Source organism: Aeromonas sp. FDAARGOS 1408, from assembly GCF_019048665.1.
In the GTDB taxonomy this organism is placed as follows: Bacteria; Pseudomonadota; Gammaproteobacteria; order Enterobacterales; family Aeromonadaceae; genus Aeromonas; species Aeromonas dhakensis.
In genome coordinates this window covers 3,097,553-3,114,334 of sequence record NZ_CP077394.1, presented here as the reverse complement: position 1 = coordinate 3,114,334, position 16,782 = coordinate 3,097,553, and the positions used below count along the sequence as shown (strand labels likewise).

Here is a 16,782-nt window from a genome sequence, read left to right as displayed (position 1 = left end):
GGGAAGAGGTGGGGGCTCATTTGCCCCCAATTTGGTTATTTTCCGAAGTGGTAGCTCAGGGTGAGGTTGATCACCGGCTGCCAGTCATGCTCCTTGATGAGCCACTGCTTGGCGCCGAACTCGGTGCCAAGGCGCCATTTCTGCCAGCACCAGCTGCGCTCCAGCGTGAGCCCCCAGTCCCGCAAGCCTTCGTTCGCCCCATAGGCGGCCATGTGGGCCTGACTGCCGCGGGTCAGCCAGAGATTGAGGGAGAGCTCGGCAGGCAGCGGCAGGCTGTGCTCCATGTACCAGAGCTGGCCATAGCGCCCGCTGACGTCATAGAGCTGGCCCAGGGTCAGCTGGTGATCGTCATCCAGTTGCCAGCCCAGGCGCCAGAGTGCGCTGAAGCGGGTGCGGTCGATCACCTCCATCGGGCTGACGCCGAGGGCGATAAAGCTCTTGTCGTAGAGCGGCAGCGCCACCCCGGCGCTCTGGCCGTCGGCGAAGATGAGGCCGACCTGGGTCTCCCGTTCGTAGCCGACCCAGAACTGGGTACTGTCGCTGCTGCCGCTGCCCGCCTGCTTGCTATCCAGCTGCCACTGACCGCCGATGGCCAGCTCCTTGGCGCAGACCGGCAGCGCCAGGAGCAGCAGCACCAGCCAGTGCTTATTTGTTGCCATAGAGCCGCACCCAGTCCCGATCCTGATGCATGCCCATCAGGTGGCAGATGATGCCGGAACGCTGGAAGGCGTAGATGAGCAGCACGCTGGTGGCGCTGAGCGCCATGATGAGGCCGAAATTGTTGGGCAGGATGGTGCCCTGGCGGGCGGTCCACCACAGCAGAAGCGGGCCCCACAGGTGCACGAAGATGCTCTTGTGGAAGATGAAGACGGTCAGCGAGTACATGCCGATCCAGTTGAGGGGGCGCCAGCAGAGACGGATGTTGCGCTGATGCAGCCAGAGCACGGCCCCGATCACCAGAAACTCCATGCCCCAGATGCCGGCGCGGCCGACCATGTCCATCGCCAGTTCGTGTTCGTTGGCGTAGATGTCGCTGAGCTCGACCGTGCTGGTCTCGCCGAACATGAGATAGCAGGCCAGCGCCACCAGCGAGAGCGTCAGCACCAGCGTGTTGAGGCGGTCCCGCCATTGGGGCCGCTGATGCCAGCACCAGCCGTAGAGGAAGCCGAAGCAGCCGCTGGCCATGAAGAGGTCGAGGCGGGCATCCAGCTCGTAGTCGGGGTGCACGTGCAGCTTCATCCAACCATCGAGGTGACCGAGCAGATCCTGCACGCCGAGCTGATCCAGCAGCAGGCTGAGCAGGGTCAGCAGCAACATGCCGCGGATGCCGAACCAGGCGTAGACCAGCGAGAAGAGCGCCAGCAGGCACATCCACAGCATCACCGGATAGAAAGAGATCGCCTCGCCGAAGTTGGGGGCGATCACCAGTCCTTCCACATAGAGCACCAGTATGATGCTGGCGAACAGCACCAGTTTGCCGCCCAGCTGCGGTCTGAAGCTGGCCTGATCACGGCGACTGAGGTTGAAGGCGGCCAGTGCCAGGTAGATCTGGCTGACCCAGGGGATTAGCCAGGCCGACACCTGGGCCGTCAGATGATCCATGGGCAGCAGCTGACCGGCCATCGCCTTGTGGGAGAGGTAGAAGCTGTTCCACAGGGCGTGCTCCCGATTGAAGAAGTCGATGTACCAGTAGTTGAGGTAGCCGGTGTAGTGCTCGAAGACGGCCATGAAGATGACGAGCCCTCGCAGCAGATCGAGGCCCGTGATGCGCGCATCCTGTGGAGGCATGCTGATGCTCCTGTATCGGTCGGAAAAGGAGCGGCACTATAGCGGTTGTCGTGAAACTGAACGGGAGCTGAATGTAAGCGAATGTTACCCGCAATTACCCCGCTGACCTTGCCACAAGGGCAACCGGGGGGATCGGGCTGTCATGATTTGTAATAGTTTTGGCGCTTTTTCAGCCTTTCTGGCGGCCAAACGCCTGGATGCCGCGCACCAGGACCAGCCAGCCGACCACGTGAAACGGCAGCGCCATGGCGTAGAGCAGCAGCCAGTGGGCCTCGCTGCCACTGCTGTGAATGAAGTCGATCCAGGCGGCCAGCAGGGCCAGCATGCCCGCTATCTGGAAGCGGCGGCGCAGCACCACCTCGACGCCGAGGTTGGCAAGGTAAAGGGTCAGCAGTATGCCGGCGAAGCCGGTGAGCTGGGCGGTGCCGTAGAGTTCCCGGTCCGGATTGAACAGCAGGGCGACGAGGGGAGTAATGCCCTGATCCTGCGGGATCAGGGCCAGCAGCCAGCATGCTATCAGGAGCAGGGCTGTCTTCATCGGCTTAGTCGGCGGCTTGCGCCGGTTTGACCAGGCTCAGGTAGTTGGCATCCATCTTGAGGAATACCCCCAGCAGCCGGGCACTGGCGCCGTAGAAGCCGAACTGGTCGGCGGCGCGGCAGGCGCTCTCGAATTTGTCGAACCAGCCGAGCAGGTGGCCGTGCAGCAGGGACTCCTGCTCGCCGAGCCAGCTTTCACGCTGGGCGGCGGTGGTCGCCTCGGCGGCACGGATGATGAGGTTGCCCATCAGATCCAGCTCGATGGCCAAGTGATCGGCAGGCTCCTTGTATTTGTCGCTGACGTTGATGCCGAGGCGATCGAGGCGGGCCTGCATCTCGCTCATGGGGGCCTGCATCAGCAGCTTGCCCTCGCCACGATAGAGCGACTCGTAGGGCAGGGCGCCCTGCTTGGGGTCGACCAGGAACAGGCCGGCGAAGTCGGCGGCGAGCTCCAGCTGGCGATCCGGGCGTACCAGCAGGCGGGCGATGGCCTCGTTCAGTTCTGCCACGGCCTCGCGCATCGGGTCGAGAGTGGAGAGGCTCTTCAAGAAGCTGCGCACGTCGTAGGTGTCGTATTCAGCGATCTGTGCATCACTGAGCTCGGCAGCGAACAGGGTGGAGAACCACCAGTAAAGCTCGGCCCGGCGTTCGCTGGTAGCCATGAATTCCTGCATTTATCCTCCGTGGATGACAATCGGGAGCCATAGAGGCTCCCGATTCTAACGACTTTAAAAATAAAGGAAACTCAAGGGGTGACTTTCGTCCCCTCGGGTCACAGTGCCGGGAACATGGGATCTATGCCCTTGGCGGATTCCGGCGCTCCGAAGGCGGTGACGGCCGGCGCCTGCCCGCGGAACTTCTCGATCTCCACCAGGGCGGTGTGGGCCGTGGTGGCCTGCGCCAGGCTGGAGGAGCCGATGTCCGCAGTCAGCACGTTGGGATCGCCATAGGTACACAAGGTCCCCACCTTGCCGCCCTCCTGCGGGCCGTACCAGGCCCCCTCCTGGATGCGCACCACGCCGGGGGCGTAGTCTTCGCTCACTACCAGACCGGCCAGCACCTGACCGCGGCCGTTGAAGACCCGCACCAGATCCCCGTCCTTGAGCCCGCGCGCCCTGGCGTCCTGCGGGTTCATGTAGACAGGCTCGCGCCCCTGCACCGTGTAGGTGGCACGGTAGGCATCGGAGGAGCAGAGCTGGCTGTGCAGCCTCTTGTCCGGGTGACAGGATTGCAGGTGCAGCGGGAACTGCTGGCTGCCCGGCCCGCCGTGGGAGCGCTCGTAAGGCTCGATCCAGACCGGGTGGCCCGGGCAATCCGCGTAGCCGTAGTCGGCGATGGTCTTGGAGTAGATCTCGATGAGGCCGGACGGGGTGCCCAGCGGCTCCAGATCCGGCTCCTTGCGGAACGACTCGTGACGCACCCAGGGCTGGCCCGCCGGGAAGCTGACGAAACCTTCACCGTGCCAGAACTGGCTGAAGCGGGGCAGGCGGATGCCGATGCCGCGGCCCTGCAGGCGGGCGTCGTCATAGATGCTCTGGATCCACTCCAGCTTGCTCTTGCCACCGGTGAACTCGGCCTCGCGATCGAAGCGACGGCAGAGATCGGCGAAGATGTCGTAGTCGTCGCGCGCCTCGAACAGCGGCTCGACCACCTTGTGCATGGCCAGGATGCCGGCATTGGAGTGGGAACCCCACTGCTCGATGTCATCCCGCTCATAAGTAGTGGTGGCCGGCAGCACGATATCGGCGAAGCGGCAGCTGGCGGTCCACTGGTGATCCACGCTCACCACGGTTTCCAGCTTGCGCCAGGCCGCGACCATCTTGTTGCGATCCTGCTGATGGTGGAACGGGTTGTTGCCGCAGAACACCGCCATCTTCATCTGGGGGTAGGTGATGGTCTGGCCGTTGAAGGCGATGCGCTTGCCCGGGTTCAGGATGCAGTCGACGAAACGGGCCACCGGGATGAATCTGGAGTAGCCCTTCCAGTCGCCGTCATGCAGCGGCTTGACTCCGGGAATGACGGAGCTGAAGCCGGACATGATGGGGCCTGTGCTGGTGATGGTACCGGCGCCGTTGTAGTGCCAGCCAAAACCGTAGCCACCGCCCGGCAGACCGATCTGGCCCAGCATGGAGGCCAGTACCACCAGCATCCAGGCGTACTGTTCGCCGTGGTGCATGCGCTGCACGCACCAGCCGCCGATGAGCTGGGTGCGGCCGCTGGCCATGGTGCGCGCCAGCTCGCGAATGGTCTCGGCAGGCACGCCACAGATGGCGGAAGCCCACTCGGCATCCTTCACCTGACCATCGCTGGTGCCCAGCAGGTAGGGCAGGAACTTGTCAAAGCCGGTGGTGTAGTTCTTGAGGAAGGCCTCGTCGTGACGCTTCTCGCTGTAGAGGGTATGGGCGATACCCAGCATCAGGGGCACATCGGTCTGTGGGTTCAGGGTCACCTGATCGCAATTGAGGTACTTCTGGGTCTTGGACTTGACCGGGTCGACGCTGATGACCTTGATCTCGCCCTTGGCCACTTTCTCTTTCAGCTGTGCCCAGTATTCGTAGACGCTGTGATCCGGCACCAACCAGCCCACCTGCAGGTTCTTGATGGGATCGGAACCCCAGATGACGATGGTCTTGCTGTGCTCCAGCACCAGGGGCCAGGAAGTTTGCTGCTCGTACACCTCCATGGCGCCCGCCACGTGGGGCAGGATCACCTGGGCGGCGCCGGTGGAGTAGTCACCGGCCTTGGCCAGATAGGTGCCGTGCAGGTTCATGGCGCGGCCCAGCATGGCGCCGGCGGAGTGCAGCTTGCCGACCGACTGCCAGCCTGAGTGACCGGCGTAGAGGGCGCTCGGGCCATGGGCCTTCTGCACCCGTTCCAGCTCGTGATAGAAGAAGTCCAGCGCCTGGGACCAGGTCACCCGCACGAAGCGGTTCTGGCCGCGCTCGCTGGTGTCGGACTGGTGGCCCTTGCGCAGCCAGTCCAGCCGCACCATGGGGTAGCGGATGCGGGAGGGGTTGTAGACCACTTCACTCAGGGCCTTGAGCATCTCGGTCGGATGCTTGTCATGCTCGAACGGCAGGGTCTCGACCCAGCGGCCATCGACCACACGGGCGCGGAAGGCGCCCCAGTGGGAGCCGGACTGCACCAGTTTTTCGCCGGACTCGGCGGCCATCACGGCGCGACCGAGCAGGGAGGGGCCGATCAGGGCGCTGGCACCGCTGGCCAGCAAGCCACCCAGAAAACCACGACGGGAAATATTGATCATCTTGTTATTCCTTTCTCAAATCCGGACTTAGTGGCTGCCCTGACCACCGGTATCGGCGGCATGGTTTTGCAGGTATTTGAGCAGGGTGCGCTCCTCTTCCTTGCTCAGGCGGTAGTAGGCGGACATGGCCTTGAGACCAGAGATCCAGCCGTTGGCGGTGAAGTGAGCCGGATCCGGCGCCGCGTGGCAGGAGTTGCAGGTGGACTTGTACATCTCGCCGGCATAATCCCAGATCGGCTTGAGGGAGGATTCGAGGCCCTTGCCATCGACCCAGGCCTGCACCTGCACCTGTTCCCACTCGATATGAGTGGCGCTGTCGGTCTCCTGTTTCAGGATCTGCTCGTTCGCCCTGAGCTCGTCACGGATGGTGGCCACGAAGACCCGCTTGCCCATGTACTCGCTCAGCACGCGACCCTTGCCTGCGGTTTCGCGCCAGCCTTCGATGGTCACCTTGAGGCGATCGCCGCTGCGGGCCACCACCTCGATGCGGGAGGCGGGCAGTAGCTTGCCGACCGGATCGGTACTCTCTTCGTTTTCGTAGAGATCCTTCTCGCCCAGGGTGTAGAGGGTCTCGGCGGCCGGTGCCTCTTGCGCATCGCTTGCCAGGGTGGCGTAGGTGGCACGGAAGCCGCCCGCCATGTTCGGCAGCTCGTGGGCTATGCCCTTGTGGCACTCGATGCAGTTCATGTTCTTGGCGGCGGCATCCTTCATCGCCAGGGCGGCGGCGGGGGACTGCTTGGCGTGATCCATGTTGTCGTAGCTGTGGCAGGACTTGCAGGTCTTGGAGTTCTGGCTGCTCATGCGGGCCCACACCTTCTCGGCCAGGTGCAGACGCCTGTCCTCAAACTTCTCCTGGGTGTCGATGCTGTGGCCTATGTACTGCTGATAGAGGTCGTTGGCCGCCTCCATCTTGCGGGCCACCTTGCCGACGAAGTCCTTCGGCTGGTGGCAGTCGGTGCAGATGGCCTGGACGCCGGAGGCGTTCTTGAAGTGAATGGACTCCTTGTACTCGGGGTAGACGGTGTCCTTCATGGTATGGCAGGAGATACAGAACTCGAGAGTACTGGTCTTCTCGAAGCCGTAGTGCAAGCCGACGCTGCCGGCCAGGGTGACCCCGACGCCCGCCAGCACCAGCGCCAATACCGACCAGCGGCGGCTGGGGGTGCGCAGGAAATGCCACAGTTTTTTCATCATGCTCTCTCACATCGCTTTTTTGATGGAGGCCATGATAGGGAGGCGTTGTGAACAGGGCTGCCGCCGAAAATTAACGAAATAGGGGTATTTATGAAAAATTATGAATAGAATAATTCCCCCATGTTGAACTCTGTCTAACCCTGCGGACCTTGCCCATGAGCCACCACATTCTGGTTGTTGAAGATGATGCCGTTACCCGCGAGAAGCTGACCGGCTATTTCGAACGGGAAGGCTATCGGGTGACCGCGGTCGAAAACGGCCAGGAGATGCGGGCCGTGCTGGCAGAGCAGGAGGTGGCCCTGGTGATGCTGGACATCAACCTGCCGGGGGAGGATGGCTTGCTGCTGACCCGTGAACTGCGCGCCCGCAGCACAGTGGGGATCATCCTGGTGACCGGTCGCAGCGATGCGGTGGACAGGATCGTTGGCCTCGAGATGGGAGCCGACGACTATGTCACCAAGCCGTTTGAGCTCAGGGAACTGCTGGTGCGGGTCAAGAACCTGCTGTGGCGCATCTCATTGGCCGCAGCCCAGCCGTGCGAGCCGGCCCCGGCCGACGATGCGGTGCGTTTTGGTCCCTGGCGCTTCGATATTCCCCGTCGCCAGCTCAGCAAGGATGGGGTGCCGGTGCGCCTGACCAAGGCGGAGTACGAGGTGCTGGTGGCCTTTATCGCCAATGCCGGGCGGGTGCTGAGCCGGGAGCGGATCCTGGCCCTCACCAGCCACCGCGGTGATGGCCCGAGCGATCGCACCATAGACGTGCTGATCCGCCGCCTGCGGGGCAAGATGGAGCAAGATCCCCGTGACCCGCAACTGTTCGTCACCGTGCACGGGGAAGGCTACCTGTTTGCCGGCGAGCTGGCCGCCTGACCCTCTGCTTTGCGGGGCGTTCAGGCCGATGGCCGGGTGTCAAACTGCGGGCAGTCATCCCCTATCTGGTGCCAGGGCGCCTTGGAGCCGACGAAGATGTGAAACGCGGGCTTCTGGCTCGGCGCCTCGTCCAGTATCCCCAGCCGCAGATTGATCTTGCCCGTGCTGCGCTTCTGGCTGAACAGGCTGGAGCCGCAGTGGCGGCAGAAGGCGAGGCTGGTCTCGTCCGATTTCTGGTAGCGGCCGATGGCCTCGCTCCCCTTCGCGATGGTCACCTTGTCACCATCCAGCCCGCCGACCGAGGCGTAGTCCGCCCCGGAAAACTTGCGGCATTCGGAGCAATGGCAGTTGCCCATGTAGTCGAACTGATCCGGCAGGGTCAGGGCCACGGCACCGCACAGGCAGCTCGCATGCAATGTGTTCATCTCTATCTCCTTGAGTGCTTGGTTAGTTGCTGCTGGCGTCGACGCCGACCCGGTAGACGGGGCGAAAGGTGCCATCGGACAGCGAATCGGCGGGATTGGCCAGAGGGGCCTCCAGAGTCAGGATGGGGGGGCCCATCACCCGCGGGCACTGCTGCTCGCCGGCCTCGGGTCTTTGCAGCAGGCAGACCGCCTGGGCCACTGCAAGGCGCCCCTGCTGGCGCATCTGATCGCTGTTGGCGGCCAGGACCTTGCCCCGGCGCAGGCCGCGTTGCACCCCGTGGCTGAAGTAGGTGCTCAATACTTGGGGTTTTGTGAGTTGGCGCTGCGCCAGCTCGTTGACCGCCACTTCGGCGGCGATGGCGCCCCCCACCAGATAGTCGAGGTCGGGGTGGCGGGCCAGGGTCTGCTGCACCAGGGTGCGCTGGATCTCGCGGCTGTTGTCACCGCGCGCCGTGGTTACCAGCCTGATGGCGCTGCCCTGGATGGCTGCGGCAAAGCCGGGCTCGACGAAGTTGTTGCCACCGCTCGCCTGCGGGCCGGGAAAGAGCGCCACCGTCACCGGCGGGCTGCCAGCAGGGTGGCGCTTGGCCAGCCAGTGGCCCATCTGCCAGCCCATCTGATACCAGGAGACCCCCACCTTGGCCTTGACCAGTCCGGCGGGCAGGTCGTTGACCAGGCCGAACACCGGCAGCGGGCTGGCGCTGATTGCCTCGCCGAGCCCGTCGTAGCTCACCGCGCCGAGCAGGATGGCATCGCTCCCCTCGCTCACGCACTGCTGCAACTGGTGGCGCTGTTCGGCAAGGGCGCCATAGCCCCCCGCCTCGTGGATACGCAGCTTCACGCCGAGCCGCTTGGCCTCCTCCACCATGCCCTGATTGACCGACAGCCAGTAGGCGTCGCGCAGATGGGGATAGAGGGCGCACAGGGTCAGGGGACGGGTGACGGGGGCGGGCCCTTGCCAGTTCAAACGGACCGGTTGGCCGCCGAAGGCGCCGTCCGGCCAGTGATCCACCTCGAAGGCGAGGACGCAGGCCGGGAGCAGCAGGAGCAACAGGGAGAGACAGACGCTTCGCATGGCCGGGGGTTTTGTTAAAGTGTGGGGCCATATTATCCGGTCAAAGTCGACCACAACCAAGGGGCTTCGCGTGAGAATCTTTTCCGGCCTGGGCGGCAAGTTGTTGCTGGCCTTCTCCCTGATGGCGCTGTTGACCCTGGGGGCCTCCCTGCTGGGGTGGTTCGGGCTCAGCCACCTGCGCCAGCTGGAGCAGGGGGTGCAGCAGACCCTGGCGGATCAGGAGCTGGCCCGCACCCTGGCGCGGCTCGGCGGCGAGATCCAGAGCTCCTCCCACCTGCTGGCCTCCGCGACCAGCGAGGAGGAGCGGGAGCATCAGGGGCGGTTGCTCACCCTGCAGGGGCAGCAGATGCAGCACGTGCTGGAGCAACTGGGCCATGGTGGCGGCAAGGCGGCGTCTGACGAGCTGCATCGCCTCAGCCAGACCATCATCGGCAACCTGGGCCAGCAGGGCTGGCTGGTTGGAGAGCGGCTGACACTCATGGCCGACGGTAGCGCGTTGCGCTCCCGGCTGGTGGTGGCTGCCGGTCAGGTGGCGGAGCTGGCCCGCAGCCAGATGGAGAACGCCGAAACCGTGATGGTGGCGGGGCTCGGTTCCCTCTATTCACTGCAGGGGCACGCCGCTGGCGGGGCGATCGACCGGCTGCTGGAGCAGGATCTCGACTGGCTGGAGCAGATGACGGAGCTGCGCCACCGCACCCTGATGCAGCAGCAGCGCATCGAGGAGATCTGGCGCAGCGACCGGCAGGCCGGGCTGCTGACCCTGCTGCAGGAGGTGCGTCGTGAGCTGGCCATCCTGCGGCTGCGAGCGGGAGCGGTGACGGATCCGGCCCGCCGCCAGGCGGTGGAGCGGGCGCTGGACGAGCTGGAGCAGAGCGATCGGCTGGTACAGCTGCGCAGCGACTGGCTCGGCAAGGGGGAGGCGCTGCGGGTGCTGGCCGCCGCCAACGAGGCCCTGATGGAGAGCCTCAACCGCGAGGTCGGCACCCTGGTGAACCAGGCCCGGGACTCCCTGGGAGAGAGCCAGCAGGCTCTGAGCCAGCGCCTCAAGCTGCTGGAGCAGGCCCTGATGGTGATCGGCCTGCTCACCCTGGTGCTACTCATCCTGCTGATGTGGCGCATGGTCTATGGTCGCATCGTCTGGCCGTTGCAGCGTGCCGTCGCCGGGATGAGCCGGCTGGCCAGGGGAGATCTGGCGCCTCTGATGCCAGTCGGGGAAGCGGGACGCGACGAGCTGGCGGAGCTGGGGAGGGCGCTGCAGGTGTTTCGTGACAACGCCATCGAGCTTGGCCGCTACCAGCGGGAGCTGGAGTCGCGGGTCGAGGAGCGCACGGAGCAGCTCAGCCACGCCAATGCGCGCCTCAACGAAGAGGTGGAGAAGCAGCGGCTGGCCCGCGCCGAGGCGGAGCAGGCCAACCGGGCCAAGTCGGTGTTCCTCGCCACCATGAGCCACGAAATCCGCACCCCCATGAACGGAATCCTCGGTGGCCTCACCCTGCTGGAGGACACCCACCTCAACGAGACCCAGCAGCGCTACTTGGCCGCCATCGAGCAGAGTGGCGAATCCCTGCTGGAGATCCTCAACGACATTCTCGACTACTCCAAAATCGAGGCGGGCCATGTGGAGGCGCGCCGCGAGCCCTTCTCCCTGCGCCCGCTGGCCGAGGAGCTGATCGCCCTGTTCGGGCCGAGGGCCGATGCGAAAGGGGTGACGCTGGCGCTGGAGTATGCCCCTTCGCTCCCCCCCGTGGTGGAGGGGGACGTGGGCAAGCTGCGCCAGGTGCTGGCGAACCTCTTGGGCAATGCGGTCAAGTTCATCGGCGAGGGGCGCATCACCCTGGTGGTGGCGCCGCTGGCCTGCGCGGGTCCCTGCGCCGAGCCCTGCATCCGCTTCGTGGTGAAAGACACCGGCCCCGGCATCCCGGCCGGGGAGCAGGAGGCGGTGTTCGAGGCCTTCCGCCAGCGCAAGCGGGACATGGGCCATCAGGGGGGCACGGGACTGGGGCTCGCCATCAGCCGCCGGCTGGTGGCCGCCATGGGGGGAGAGCTTATGCTCTCCAGCGAGCCGGGACTGGGTTGTGAATTCAGCTTCAGCCTGCCGCTGCAGCGTTCGGCGGCCCAGCTGCCGGTTAGCGCCCAGCCGGTGCGCCTCGGCCAGCCGCGGGAGATCCTGCTGGTGGAGGACAACGAGATCAACCGGCTGGTGGCCGAGGGCATGCTGGTGCGCCTCGGCCACAGGGTCACCCTGGCCGAGGATGGACGCAGCGCGCTGGCGCGGGTGACCGAGCGCCCCTTCGAGCTGGCTCTGCTCGACATCAACCTGCCGGACATGGATGGCATGACCCTGCGCGAGGATCTGGTGGCCATCAGCGAGGAGGAGCATGGCTGCGGCCTGCCCGCCATCGCTGTCTCGGCCCAGATGTACCCGGAGGATGTGCGCGCCTGTCTGGCGGCGGGGTTTGCCGATTTCGTCGGCAAGCCGGTGCGGCTGGGGGCGCTGGCCGCGGCCATCGACCGTTTGTCAGCAGGGGAGGAGGTGCCTCCCCTAGCGGCGGACGAGCCGCTCGCTGGTACCGGGACCGCCAACCGGGTGCTGGAGGCGGATCTGACCCTGCTCGGCAGTCAGCGCATTCGCCAGCTCATCGCTCTGTTTGCCGAGCAGGGGGCGCCCCTGGTGGCCGAGCTGGCGCACAGCGAAGGGGAAGCGCAGCGCGCGCTGGCGCACAGGCTCAAGGGCAGCGCCCTGGCGCTCGGGCTGGATGATTTCGCGGCGCAGTGCGCCGCCGTGGAGCAGGGGCTGCTGGATGGGGGAGCGCTGGCCGGGCCGTTTGAGCAGGCGCTGGCCGGTTTGCGGGCGTGGCAGGCGAAGCATCTGCCGGATTAGCAGCAAGGGGGCGTGGCTCATGCCCGCTCAGGACAGTTATTGCTCTTCGCGGTAGAGCGGCTGCCTGCACTGGGCGCAGAGGTGCTGGCGGCGGAAGTCGGCCTGGTGCACCAGGCCCACATCCAGCTGCTGATGATGGCCGCAGTGAATGCAGAAGAGGATGTCGCCGTCGATGGCGTCCGGGTGGGCCGCCAGATACTGCTCGCGGGTGGGCAACTGGTCCCATTGGGTGGTGAAAGGGCTCTTGCGACTGCCGGTGTAGTAGATCCAGTAGAACAGCGCGAATACCGAAATAATCAGAAACAGCATCAAGTTATCCAGCATGGCTTACTCCCGTGAGTCTGCGGTGTGACAAGACAAGAGGGTGACGCGAGCAGCAGTTGACCGGATGCGGTGAGGGGCCCTTACGTTGCCGGCCTGCGCGCCGGGCAACTGCTGTGCCTGTTAAAGATGTTATCTGTTAGTAAATGCTATATCCATGATCTGGCTCTGGTTTTGGCCGGCTGATGAGCCATGCTCCGGCTGTTGGCCGAGTGTATCGGTGGCGGATGAAGGGGGGATTGGCCAGGCTGGCGTGGGCTTGCCGGCGGGTCGCAGCCCGCCTGGGCGGTGTGAAATTTGCGACGCATTTTACATTTTTTAAACAATTTTTTGGGTGGTTGGACTGTCTCTTTGATCCAGCTCACGTTACAATGCGCCTGCCCACTTCACCTATCGCGCAAACGATTTTCAGGAGAGAAACGGATGTTGAAACGTGACATGACCATTGCCGGCTATGATCCCCAGCTGTGGCAGGCCATCACAGACGAGACCCGTCGTCAGGAAGAGCATATCGAGCTGATTGCGTCCGAGAACTACACCAGCCCCCGCGTCATGGAAGCCCAGGGCTCCCAGCTGACCAACAAGTACGCCGAGGGTTACCCCTCCAAGCGCTACTACGGTGGTTGCGAGTATGTGGATGTGGTTGAAACCCTGGCTATCGAGCGCGCCAAAGAGCTGTTCGGTGCCACCTACGCCAACGTGCAGCCGCACTCCGGCTCCCAGGCCAACAGCGCCGTCTACATGGCCCTGCTGCAACCGGGCGACACCGTGCTGGGTATGAACCTGGCTCACGGCGGTCACCTGACTCACGGCTCCCCGGTCAACTTCTCCGGCAAGCTGTACAACATCATCCCCTACGGCATCGACGAGTCCGGCAAGATCGACTACGACGAGATGGAACGTCTGGCCGTTGAGCACAAGCCGAAGATGATGATCGGCGGCTTCTCCGCTTACTCTGGCGTTGTCGACTGGGCTCGCATGCGCGAAATCGCCGACAAGATCGGTGCTTACCTGTTCGTCGACATGGCCCACGTGGCTGGCCTCATCGCCGCCGGCGTCTACCCGAACCCGGTGCCCCACGCTCACGTGGTCACCTCCACCACTCACAAGACCCTGGCCGGTCCGCGCGGTGGTCTGATCCTCTCCGCCGCTGACGACGAGGAGCTCTACAAGAAGCTCAACTCCGCCGTCTTCCCGGGTGGTCAGGGTGGTCCGCTGATGCACGTCATCGCCGGCAAGGCCGTTGCCTTCAAAGAGGCGCTGGAGCCCGAGTTCAAGACCTATCAGGCCCAGGTCGTCAAAAACGCCAAGGCGATGGCTGCCACCTTTATCGAGCGCGGCTACAAGATCGTCTCCGGCGGCACCGACAACCACCTGATGCTGGTTGACCTGATCGGCCGCGAGCTGACCGGTAAGGATGCTGATGCTGCGCTGGGCAAAGCCAACATCACCGTCAACAAGAACTCGGTGCCGAACGATCCGCGTTCCCCGTTCGTCACCTCCGGTGTGCGTATTGGTACCCCGGCCATCACCCGCCGCGGCTTCAAGGAAGCCGAGTCCATCCAGCTGACCCACTGGATCTGCGACGTGCTGGACAACCACGACAACGACGAAGTGCTGGCCACCGTGCGCGAGAAGGTGCTGGATATCTGCCGCCGTTTCCCGGTTTACGCATAATCGACCCGCTTTCAGGTTGAACCGCAATGCCACCCTCGGGTGGCATTGTTTTTTGTGGCGTCTGGCAACATGAGAGGGGCTATGAGTCAGCACAGCAAAGAGCAGTTGCAGGGCACAGGGAGCGGGGGCAACGCTGAGAGGGACTTGGCGTCGGCAGCGCTCAGGCAGGCGATCCGTGCCCAGTACCATTTTCGCGCCAGCGAACAGGGGCTGCTGGCCTGGGACGTGCGCCGGCTGGTGTGGTTGAGCCGCGATCTGCCGGTGCAGGCGGTGGCACTCGGTGAGATTGCCGAGCTCGACCAGCTGCACTGGTACGGCCATGGCGCCGCCAGCCCCACGGTGCGCAGCGTGGTGGAGCATTGCCAGCTCATGATGGCGGCCGATCTCGCCTATCCCATCCTGCTGGACAGCGCAGGTCGGGTGATGGACGGCATGCACCGGGTGGGCAAGGCATTGATGCTGGGCCACAGCCACATCGAGGCGCGCCGCTTTGCCGTGGATCCGGCGCCCGACTATCAGGATTGTGACCCCGATACCCTGCCTTATGATGACTGAGCCCGGTCGAATGGATGACTGGGATGGGCGCCTAAAACAGCTCTGATGTTCAAGAAACGGATGGCAGGAGATAGCTCAATGAAGAGAGTGCTGGAGATCCGAAACTACCGGCTCAAGGCCGGTAGTCGGGCAGAGTTTCATAGGTTGGTTGCAGAGCAGAGTTTGCCGCTGCACCGCGAGTGGGGAATGGATGTGGTGAACCATGGCCCTTCCTTGCACCATCCGGACGTCTATTTTTTGATGCGGGCTTACGATGATCTTGACGATCTGAACCGTTCACAGGCGGCATTCTATGCCACGGATGCATGGAGAAAAGGTCCGAGAGAAGCCATCGTCGAGCTGATAGAGAGCGACACCAATACAGTGCTCTGGCTGCCTGATGTCGCCATTGATGCACTTCGTGGTTGCTGATGGCATCTGTCACTTCCCTTGTTTTCACGGGCTTTTACCGGTTCCGGATGGCCGTGCTACACTGGCCGGCCTAGAGCCGGCCCCGGTGGTCGGCGCCCTTTTCCGTCAACGCCGGAGGTCCGATGCATTGCCCTTTCTGTAGTGCGGTAGATACCAAGGTGATCGATTCCCGTCTGGTGGCCGAAGGCCATCAGGTACGCCGCCGTCGCGAATGCCTGCTCTGCCACGAGCGCTTCACGACCTTCGAGATGGCCGAGCTGGTCATGCCCCGCGTCATCAAGTCCAACGGCTCGCGCGAGCCTTTCAACGAAGACAAGCTGCGTGCCGGCATCCTGCGGGCACTGGAGAAGCGGCCGGTGAGCATGGAGGCCATCGAGAAGGCGGTCAACCACATCAAATCCCGCCTGCGGGCCACCGGTGAGCGCGAAGTGGCCTCCGAGCTGGTGGGCAACCTGGTGATGGACGAGCTCAAGGGGCTCGACAAGGTGGCCTATATCCGCTTTGCCTCCGTCTATCGCAGCTTTGAAGACATTCGTGAGTTTGGTGAAGAGATCGCCAAGCTGGAGAAGTGAGTCTTTCTTCCAAACCAGGTTGCCGCGTTCGATTACGCTGCGCTAATCGAACCTACGATATTGCGTAAGCCTGGATGTGCTGTCAGAGGAGCCCAGATGTTTAGTCAAGACGATTACCAATGGATGAGCCGGGCCCTCGAACTGGCCCGCCGCGGCCGTTACACCACGGCGCCCAACCCCTGTGTCGGTGCCGTGCTGGTGAAGGCTGGCGTGGTGGTGGGAGAGGGCTGGCATCAGCGGGCCGGCGAGCCCCATGCCGAGGTCTATGCCCTGCACGCGGCCGGTGAAGAGGCCCGCGGCGCCACCGCCTACGTGACCCTGGAGCCCTGCTCTCATCATGGTCGCACCCCACCCTGTGCCGAGGCGCTGATCAAGGCCGGCGTGAGCCGGGTGGTGGCCGCCATGGTGGACCCCAACCCTCAGGTAGGGGGGCGCGGCCTGCGCATGCTCTCCGAGGCGGGCATCAAGACCGATTTCGGTCTGCTGGCTGCCGAGGCCGAGGCGCTCAACCCGGGCTTTTTCAAGCGGATGCGTACCGCCTTCCCGCAGGTGACGGTCAAGCTCGGTGCCAGCCTGGATGGTCGCACCGCCATGGCGAGCGGCGAGAGCCAGTGGATCACCTCCCCGGAGGCGCGCCGCGACGTGCAGCGACTGCGGGCCCGCCACGATGCGGTGCTCTCCAGCGCCGAAACCGTGCTGGCGGACAACGCCTCCCTGACCGTGCGCTGGGACGAGCTGCCCCCCTCGGTCAAGGCCGCCTATCCCAAAGAGACCCTGCGCCAGCCGCTGCGGGTCATCGTCGACTCGCAAAACCGGCTGACCCCGGATCTGCCTCTGTTCCAGAGCGAGAGCCCGGTGCTGCTGGCCCGCCACAAGGCGGACGGCGACTGGCCAGCCTGGGTGCAGCAGCTGGAGGTGCCGCTGCTGGATGGCAAGCTGGATCTGGTCAGCCTGTTCATGCTGCTGGCCAAACAGAACCTCAACTCGGTACTGGTGGAGGCGGGGCCACGCCTGTGCGGCGCCCTGCTGGAGAAGGGGCTGGTGGACGATCTGGTGCTCTATCAGGCGCCCAAACTGATGGGGGATGAGGGGCGCGGCCTGTTCCATCTGCCCGGGCTCACCCGGCTGTTCCAGGCTCCCAAGCTCAACATCAAGGATGTGCGCATGGTTGGCCAGGATATTCGTATTACCGCCAAAATAGCCTGATTTATC

The 16,782-nt window shown here is 64.3% G+C and carries 16 protein-coding genes; 7 read left to right on the top strand and 9 right to left on the bottom strand.

The features are described 5' to 3' along the window. Window positions 1-35: 35 nt before the first annotated feature. The 6 genes from I6L38_RS14220 to torC all read right to left on the bottom strand — a co-directional run bounded on the left by I6L38_RS14220 (window position 36) and on the right by torC (window position 6,784). Window positions 36-659 carry a hypothetical protein gene (locus I6L38_RS14220; protein ID WP_043170288.1) on the bottom strand — a complete coding sequence of 208 codons (624 nt, stop codon included), beginning with the start codon at window positions 657-659 and terminating at the stop codon, window positions 36-38. Continuing rightward, window positions 646-1,788: a hypothetical protein gene (locus I6L38_RS14215; protein WP_216988655.1), complete on the bottom strand. Its 1,143-nt coding sequence runs from the start codon at window positions 1,786-1,788 to the stop codon at window positions 646-648. Before I6L38_RS14215 ends, I6L38_RS14220 begins: the two co-directional genes overlap by 14 nt. Window positions 1,789-1,957: 169 nt before the next feature. Continuing rightward, window positions 1,958-2,326: a hypothetical protein gene (locus I6L38_RS14210; RefSeq protein ID WP_005298051.1), complete on the bottom strand. Its 369-nt coding sequence runs from the start codon at window positions 2,324-2,326 to the stop codon at window positions 1,958-1,960. A gap of 4 nt (window positions 2,327-2,330) precedes the next feature. Then, window positions 2,331-2,999, bottom strand: a complete 669-nt coding sequence (gene torD / locus I6L38_RS14205) for a molecular chaperone TorD (protein WP_005298053.1) — start codon at window positions 2,997-2,999, stop codon at window positions 2,331-2,333. A 98-nt stretch (window positions 3,000-3,097) separates the two neighbouring features. After that, on the bottom strand, window positions 3,098-5,590 hold the full coding sequence (gene torA / locus I6L38_RS14200; RefSeq protein ID WP_216988654.1) for a trimethylamine-N-oxide reductase TorA: 2,493 nt from the start codon (window positions 5,588-5,590) through the stop codon (window positions 3,098-3,100). Window positions 5,591-5,617: 27 nt separating this feature from the next. Further along, complete coding sequence (torC, locus tag I6L38_RS14195; RefSeq protein ID WP_216988653.1) at window positions 5,618-6,784, bottom strand: pentaheme c-type cytochrome TorC; 1,167 nt, start codon at window positions 6,782-6,784, stop codon at window positions 5,618-5,620. A gap of 155 nt (window positions 6,785-6,939) precedes the next feature. Between torC and torR the strand changes: the two genes are divergently transcribed. Beyond that, window positions 6,940-7,653 (top strand): two-component system response regulator TorR, encoded by a 714-nt coding sequence (torR, locus tag I6L38_RS14190; RefSeq protein WP_095592158.1) that lies wholly within the window; start codon window positions 6,940-6,942, stop codon window positions 7,651-7,653. A gap of 20 nt (window positions 7,654-7,673) precedes the next feature. Here the strand turns inward: torR and I6L38_RS14185 are convergent, their stop codons facing one another. Together I6L38_RS14185 and torT are read right to left on the bottom strand one after the other, a co-directional pair. Next, complete coding sequence (locus tag I6L38_RS14185; RefSeq protein WP_017765169.1) at window positions 7,674-8,078, bottom strand: GFA family protein; 405 nt, start codon at window positions 8,076-8,078, stop codon at window positions 7,674-7,676. Between the two features lie 22 nt (window positions 8,079-8,100). Next, window positions 8,101-9,153, bottom strand: coding sequence for a TMAO reductase system periplasmic protein TorT (gene torT / locus I6L38_RS14180; RefSeq protein WP_216988652.1), 1,053 nt, complete (start codon window positions 9,151-9,153; stop codon window positions 8,101-8,103). 70 nt (window positions 9,154-9,223) lie between these two features. Here torT and torS point away from each other — a divergent pair, with 70 nt between their 5' ends. Further along, a complete protein-coding gene (gene torS / locus I6L38_RS14175) occupies window positions 9,224-12,034 on the top strand; it encodes a TMAO reductase system sensor histidine kinase/response regulator TorS (RefSeq protein ID WP_201881999.1) in 2,811 nt (936 codons plus the stop codon). A gap of 36 nt (window positions 12,035-12,070) precedes the next feature. Here torS and I6L38_RS14170 read toward each other — a convergent pair whose 3' ends face one another. Continuing rightward, complete coding sequence (locus I6L38_RS14170; RefSeq protein WP_017765166.1) at window positions 12,071-12,358, bottom strand: hypothetical protein; 288 nt, start codon at window positions 12,356-12,358, stop codon at window positions 12,071-12,073. 420 nt (window positions 12,359-12,778) lie between these two features. On the opposite strand from I6L38_RS14170, the gene glyA reads away from it, so the two are divergent. From glyA to ribD, 5 genes are all read left to right on the top strand, one after another. After that, window positions 12,779-14,032 carry a serine hydroxymethyltransferase gene (glyA, locus tag I6L38_RS14165; RefSeq protein WP_042049650.1) on the top strand — a complete coding sequence of 418 codons (1,254 nt, stop codon included), beginning with the start codon at window positions 12,779-12,781 and terminating at the stop codon, window positions 14,030-14,032. 81 nt (window positions 14,033-14,113) lie between these two features. Then, window positions 14,114-14,587, top strand: coding sequence for a hypothetical protein (locus I6L38_RS14160; RefSeq protein WP_042049652.1), 474 nt, complete (start codon window positions 14,114-14,116; stop codon window positions 14,585-14,587). A gap of 78 nt (window positions 14,588-14,665) precedes the next feature. Further along, window positions 14,666-14,998, top strand: coding sequence for an NIPSNAP family protein (locus I6L38_RS14155; protein WP_042049653.1), 333 nt, complete (start codon window positions 14,666-14,668; stop codon window positions 14,996-14,998). 122 nt (window positions 14,999-15,120) lie between these two features. Further along, window positions 15,121-15,570 (top strand): transcriptional regulator NrdR, encoded by a 450-nt coding sequence (gene nrdR / locus I6L38_RS14150; protein WP_005298086.1) that lies wholly within the window; start codon window positions 15,121-15,123, stop codon window positions 15,568-15,570. A 96-nt stretch (window positions 15,571-15,666) separates the two neighbouring features. After that, the gene (ribD, locus tag I6L38_RS14145) at window positions 15,667-16,776 is read left to right on the top strand and encodes a bifunctional diaminohydroxyphosphoribosylaminopyrimidine deaminase/5-amino-6-(5-phosphoribosylamino)uracil reductase RibD (RefSeq protein WP_201885151.1); all 1,110 of its coding nucleotides are present in this window, start codon (window positions 15,667-15,669) and stop codon (window positions 16,774-16,776) included. Window positions 16,777-16,782 lie beyond the last annotated feature (6 nt).